Source organism: Bradyrhizobium sp. 23, from assembly GCF_023073295.1.
Lineage (GTDB): Bacteria > Pseudomonadota > Alphaproteobacteria > Rhizobiales > Xanthobacteraceae > Bradyrhizobium > Bradyrhizobium canariense_D.
On the sequence record NZ_JADPJF010000037.1, the window covers coordinates 291,896 to 297,662 of the forward strand.

Sequence of the window (5,767 nt, forward strand, 5' to 3'; positions counted from 1 at the left end):
CGATGCGCATGATCCGCGCGCCGACGGATATGTACGGCAGATCGAGCTTCATCGCGAACGTGTCGTGCTGCACCGTGCCGTCCGCGGCATGCGGATGGCAATCAATGTTCGCGTCAGCGACTTCACCGGCGTCGCGCTGCGCGGCAACGACGAGGCCCAGACCCTCGTCCTCGTTCATCGCGATCCCTCGCTCTCCATTCCGCTGCTGGTCAGCGCCGACGGCGACGAACTCGTTGAGGCCTGGGCAATCTGGAGCGAGCTGTTCGCACTTCCGCAGCTCGACGAAGGCGCACGCCAGCCCGCGCCGCGCCGTCGCCGCGCCAACCCGATTCGCGACCGCCGTCCGAAATTTCTGATGCGCCGCCGCACCGGTGTCGCACGGGAGTTGTCGGTGCATCGCGATGAGCGCGAGATCATCGCCCGGAGTTAAGCCGTCCGCATCACCGCGTCGGCCAGCAAACCCGCAAACAACAACAGCCCAGCGTCGCGGTTCGAGTAGAACAGGCGCTTGCAGAGATCGCCATCGCTGATATTCAGCCGCCCGATCTGCGAGGCCAGATGCACGGCGAAGGCCCCAAGTCCGAGCCAGGCCGGCCAGCGCGCATCGCCCGACGCCAGCGCCACGCCGATCAGCAGCACCGCGAGGCCGTAGAACAGTATCAGCGCCTGGTGCGTATGCGCACCGAACAGGCGCGCGGTGGACTTGATGCCGATCAGCGCATCGTCCTCGGCGTCCTGATGCGCGTAGATCGTGTCGTAGCCGATCACCCAGGAGATCGCGCCGGCATAGAGCACGAGCGCGGTGACATCGATCCGCCCGAAGGTGACGGCAAATCCCATCAGGGCGCCCCAGGAGAACGCGAGCCCGAGCACGATCTGCGGCCACCAGGTGATGCGCTTCATGAACGGGTAGATCGCGACGATCAGCAGCGAGGCAATGCCGGTCAGGATCGCGAAGCGGTTGAACTGCAGCAACACCACGAGCCCGATCAGCGCCTGCGCGACCATGAACGCCAGCGCCTGCTTCGCGCTCACCTGGCCGGAGGGCAGCGGCCGCGAGCGGGTGCGCTCGACCTTGTCGTCGAGGTCACGGTCGGTGATGTCGTTCCAGGTACAGCCTGCCCCCCGCATGACGAAGGCGCCGATGAAGAACAGGACGATGGTGAGCGGCAGGCCGCGGACGTCATGGGCCATGCCGGCGGCGAGCGCCGCCGACCACCAGCACGGCATCAACAGGAGCCAGGAGCCGATCGGACGATCGAAGCGGGACAAGCGCAGATAAGGCCGCGCCCATTGCGGCGCACGCGTATCGACCCAGTTGCCGGTGGAATCGGCAACTCGGGCTGACGTGTCGCTCATCGCGTCAGGACGTTGCCGTTGAGTGTGTCGAAGGTGCTGCCGCCCTTCTTACCGGCATTGGCCTCGGGCGGCGAGCCCGAACCCAGCACTTCGCTCAGCGACGGACCGGCCGGTCCGCGCGGCTGGTTCTGCATCTGCTGCGCAACATTGCAGACCTTCGCCGCCATGGCCTCGGTGTTCTTGTGGCCGTCCTTCATCTGCGCGCCGACCTGCGCCGGAATCCCGCACTTCGAGGCATTGGCCTCGATGTACTTGATCATCTTGGTCTCAGCCTGGCTGAAGTTGCGGATCAGCTTGCAGGCCTCGTCAGGCGGGGCGTGACGGTCGCTCGCGGCCTTGATCAGCTTGCCGCGTTTTTCGGCATCTTCGCGCAGAGGCATGAACGCCTTCATGCAGTCCTCGCCGGGACCGGCTTGCGTCGGCGGGGCCGCGCTGAAGGCGCCGGCGCCACCGACAGGAGCGGCGCCATTCACGGGGAAGGAGGATTGCGGCGCGCCGCCGACGGAGGCGACGGGCGCCGAGCCATTGACGGGCGGGAAGGCGGAACTGGTTGGGGCTTGGCCCGGCAGCGGCGCGGGGAAGCCCTGCGCATAGGCACCAACGGCGCCCATCGTGACCATGGCGGCAGTGATCGGAACCATCAAATGACGGATCATCAAGGCAGTCTCTCCGGCAGGAGCTTGCGGGGTTCGGCGTCTTCCCAATTGAAGCGCAACCGGCGTGCTCGCGATTTTACGATTCCCGCCGGCCCTTAACAACCCGTTGAATAGGGCGGGAGCGCGGCGCGCCGACGCACCATTTTGGCAAAATTTACCCCGAAAGGACTGCTTTCGGTTAAGAACGGCGGCAAATCGGACCTTTGACGATGCCTTCCCACGATTTCCGCGGCCCCCGCCTGTTCGTCGACGCCCCGCTTGCCCAGGACGGCAGGGTCGAGCTCGACCGCGACCAGAGCAATTATCTCGGCAATGTGCTGCGGCTTGCCGCCGGGGCCGAGGTTTTGGCGTTCAACGGCCGCGACGGCGAGTGGCAGGCCGCCATTGAAGGCCGCAAGCGGCCGGACGGTCTCGTCATCCTCCAGCAGACCCGGCCGCAGGACCGGCTGCCCGACCTCGCCTACATCTTCGCTCCGCTCAAGCATGCCCGGCTCGACTACATGGTGCAGAAGGCCATTGAGATGGGCGCCGCCAGCCTGCAGCCGGTTCTGACCCGATTCACCCAGGCCTCACGCGTCAATACCGAGCGGATGCGCGCCAATGTCGTCGAGGCGGCCGAGCAATGCGGCATTCTCAGCATCGCCACCGTTGCCGAGCCGGTGCCGCTGGAGCGCTTCTTGACCCAGCGCGCCGCTGGCAGGCTGCTGATCTTCTGCGACGAGGCGGCGGAGCTCGAAAACCCCATTCGGAGCTTGCAAGCCGCACGCGCCGGGGAGGGAATCGACGTGCTGATCGGACCCGAAGGCGGCTTTGCCGAGGAAGAGCGGGTCCTGCTGCTGCGGCAGCCGAAAATCCTGCGGCTGGCGCTCGGACCCCGCATCATGCGGGCCGACACCGCCGCGGTGGCCGCGCTGGCGCTGGTGCAGGCGGTGCTGGGCGACTGGGGTGGCGAACGCGGCTAAGGCACGTTGCTATTCGCCTCGTAGCGATCGGTTCAGGGTCTCCGAAGGCAACTCTCCGAAAGCCTCTCTGTAGCTCGCTGCGAATTCGCTGAGATGCCAGAAACCATGCGCAAGCGCGCAGGACTTCACACTCCGGCCTGCTCGGCCGGTGCGCAGTTGCTTGCGTACCGACCAGAGGCGCAAGACCCGGCTATAGCGATGTGGGCTCATGCCGCAGATGGCCCGTGTCGCACTCTGGAGAGTCCGGACCGACACGCCCGCCTGTTCCGCCAGTTCGGTGGTCTTGTGCCAGATCATCAGATCGCGCCGAATCAGTTTTTCCATATCAGCCACGATCCGCCGATAATGCTCGGTGGTGGACGACGCAGGTGCGCTTGCGACACTGGACCAGATCGCCGCATCCATCGTGCTGAGCAGTGACCGTTCGACAATCGTTTGCGAAGCCGGCTCATTCAGGAAGTCCGGGTCATTTGCCGCGGTTTCAAGCGAGATCGAGATCAGACGGCGCAGCGAGGCAAGCACGTCCGGCGCCGGATTCAGCAAATGGCATCCATCGCTCAATTCAGGCAATGGCTCCCGCCCGGATGGACTGAAGTAGACCACCGCCAGCAGACGCCCCTCCGGCTCATGCACCAAGCAATCTGAACCGCCTTTTAGAATGACAACAGAACCGCCGGTCGATTGCCCGTTTATGCGGGCAGAGGTCACGTGATCCATCGGTACCACCACTGCGGCAGCATTGGTGAGCTGATAGCCGCGAATGATCCGGGGGAAGGTTTTCAACAGCGACAGGGTCAGGGTCGGCAAGGTGAGCCGGGCACGCATGATCGCGGTCGTCCCGACAGACAACGGCATGCTCGATGCGCCGGCGTATTTCTCGGTCTCACCGAAATGATCGATGTCATACGATTTGAGCTCGAGCGCCGAGGACGGCTTGAGATCCTGGAACGACATCAAGCGATCCGCCGCTATCTTTTGCATTGCCTCGCGAGCAGGGACTAGACGGCTTTGATCCATGTTCTGCTGCTTACCTGACGTTCTTCGTAGAGACGGCGACTTTAGCGCGGCGCAAACCACCCGGCGCTCTGGCCCCGGCGCGCCGCAGGTCGCGGGGCATTGAGAATGGCACGAACGATCAGAAGGTCGAGTGGATCTAAGTCGTAGTGCCGGAACATCTCGCTAATCAAAACAGCATATAGGCCAGCGTGTGTCGCGCGACCGTTCCGATAACGTCTGTGCGTTGCCGCATGAATCGGAAACCAACTTTCGCATTGTAAACGAAGGCTCTGCGAACGGACCGTCCGCCCTACCCAAATTGAGCATGCGACCAGTGGACACCCTCAACCGGGCCAAGCAGCTCGCGGATGAGGTTACATGTGAGGCAGCGAGCATTCCGGCCAGGCGGCCATTCCTTCGTGGAAGCGGCCCGGAGAGCTCGCTGGCCGAATGAATGAGGGTGAGGCGTCCAACCTAACTCGATCGGCCGCAGCGCGATTAGGTATTATATTACCTAGCTTGGCGACGACGCCTGAATTGGGCTTCGCATCCTCTGCTGACGGTGCGTCGCTCCGGCGCTGTTAAGCGATTGATCCTTTGGAGGTCGAAACCGCTTCCGGGCCATGCTAAGGCCTGCGGCAATTCGTTCCCTGCTTGCCCTGCCCGGTTCCACCGGGACGATGGACCCCGAGATGACCGCGACTGCCACCTCAAATGCTGCCGGCTCCGCCTGGGCGGACACGCTGCTGCTGTCGTTCGCGCAGGCCGGCTATGTCAGGGCCGAGCCCGCCATCCTGCAGCCGGCCGAACCGTTCCTGGATCTCTCCGGCGAGGACATCCGCAAGAGCCTGTACCTGACCACGGACCTATCCGGCGATGAGCTCTGCCTGCGCCCGGACCTGACCATACCGGTGGCCCGCGATTACCTCAGCTCTGGCCGTGCCGGCCAGCCGGCCGGGTTCAGTTATCTCGGCCCGGTGTTCCGCTACCGCAGCGGCCAGAGCAGCGAATTCCTGCAGGCCGGCATCGAGTCGTTCGGCCGCCAGGACCGCGCCGCGGCCGATGCCGAAATGCTGGCGCTGGCGCTGGAGGCGACCGCCGCCTTCGGCGTTCGCGACGTCGAGATCCGCACCGGCGACGTGGCGCTGTTCAACGCGCTGCTCGACGCGCTCGACCTCTATCCGGTCTGGCGCCGCCGCCTGGTCAAGGATTTCAACCGCAAGATCAGCCTGGAGCAAGATCTCGAGCGGCTGGCAGCCGCGACCACCGCGACCCGCAGCGAATATGAGGGCGTGCTCGCGGCGCTCGCCGGCTCCGACCGCAAGGCAGCGCTCGCTTTCGTAACCGACCTCATGTCGATCGCCGGCACCACCAATGTCGGCGGCCGCACCACCGCCGAGATTGCCGACCGCTTCCTCGAGCAGTCGACGCTGAAGGGCGGCGCGCTGCCGCGCGAGGCCATCGCCGTGCTCAAACGTTTCCTGTCGATATCGGGTAACCCCGATGACGCCGTGGCCGAGCTGCGCGCGCTCACCAATGATGCGAAGCTCGACCTCAGTGCTGCGATCGACCAGTTCGAAAGCCGGGTCGGCTTCATGGCCGCGCGCGGCATCGATGTGAAGGCGACGCGCTTTTCCACCGCGTTCGGGCGCGGGCTCGACTACTACACCGGCTTCGAATTCGAGCTGCATCACCGCGGCAACGGCGCCGAGCCGCTGGTTGCCGGCGGCCGCTATGACGGATTGATGACCCAGCTTGGATCGGCCGAGCCGATCCCCGCGGTCGGTTTCTCGG

Annotated in this window: 6 protein-coding genes; 3 read left to right on the forward strand and 3 right to left on the reverse strand. The window is 65.0% G+C overall.

Annotated features, from left to right (window positions below; translation table 11 throughout):
• Nucleotides 1-430 (forward strand): DUF6101 family protein (locus tag IVB32_RS07490; protein ID WP_247410059.1); only part of this gene is annotated, 430 nt, incomplete at its 5' end.
• On the opposite strand, the gene ubiA is transcribed toward IVB32_RS07490, so the two are convergent.
• Both ubiA and IVB32_RS07500 read right to left on the reverse strand, forming a co-directional pair.
• Nucleotides 427-1,359: a 4-hydroxybenzoate octaprenyltransferase gene (gene ubiA / locus IVB32_RS07495; protein ID WP_018453445.1), complete on the reverse strand. Its 933-nt coding sequence runs from the start codon at nt 1,357-1,359 to the stop codon at nt 427-429. The genes IVB32_RS07490 and ubiA overlap by 4 nt on opposite strands.
• Nucleotides 1,356-2,015: a hypothetical protein gene (locus IVB32_RS07500; protein ID WP_085350104.1), complete on the reverse strand. Its 660-nt coding sequence runs from the start codon at nt 2,013-2,015 to the stop codon at nt 1,356-1,358. The genes ubiA and IVB32_RS07500 overlap by 4 nt, the downstream gene beginning before the upstream one ends.
• A gap of 209 nt (nt 2,016-2,224) precedes the next feature.
• On the opposite strand from IVB32_RS07500, the gene IVB32_RS07505 reads away from it, so the two are divergent.
• Nucleotides 2,225-2,977 (forward strand): 16S rRNA (uracil(1498)-N(3))-methyltransferase, encoded by a 753-nt coding sequence (locus tag IVB32_RS07505; RefSeq protein ID WP_018453443.1) that lies wholly within the window; start codon nt 2,225-2,227, stop codon nt 2,975-2,977.
• 9 nt (nt 2,978-2,986) lie between these two features.
• Here IVB32_RS07505 and IVB32_RS07510 read toward each other — a convergent pair whose 3' ends face one another.
• Entirely contained in the window at nt 2,987-3,931 is a 945-nt protein-coding gene (locus tag IVB32_RS07510; RefSeq protein WP_240543985.1) for a helix-turn-helix domain-containing protein, read from the reverse strand.
• Nucleotides 3,932-4,665: 734 nt separating this feature from the next.
• On the opposite strand from IVB32_RS07510, the gene IVB32_RS07515 reads away from it, so the two are divergent.
• On the forward strand, nt 4,666-5,767 hold a 1,102-nt coding region (locus tag IVB32_RS07515), incomplete at its 3' end, for an ATP phosphoribosyltransferase regulatory subunit (RefSeq protein ID WP_247410060.1).

Bases quoted from the DNA above. Each gene is read 5' to 3' on its own strand.
- ubiA (WP_018453445.1), bottom strand. From the start codon at position 1,359: ATGAGCGACACGTCAGCCCGAGTTGCCGATTCCACCGGCAACTGGGTC.
- IVB32_RS07500 (WP_085350104.1), bottom strand. From the start codon at position 2,015: ATGATCCGTCATTTGATGGTTCCGATCACTGCCGCCATGGTCACGATG.
- IVB32_RS07505 (WP_018453443.1), top strand. From the start codon at position 2,225: ATGCCTTCCCACGATTTCCGCGGCCCCCGCCTGTTCGTCGACGCCCCG.
- IVB32_RS07510 (WP_240543985.1), bottom strand. From the start codon at position 3,931: ATGTCGTTCCAGGATCTCAAGCCGTCCTCGGCGCTCGAGCTCAAATCG.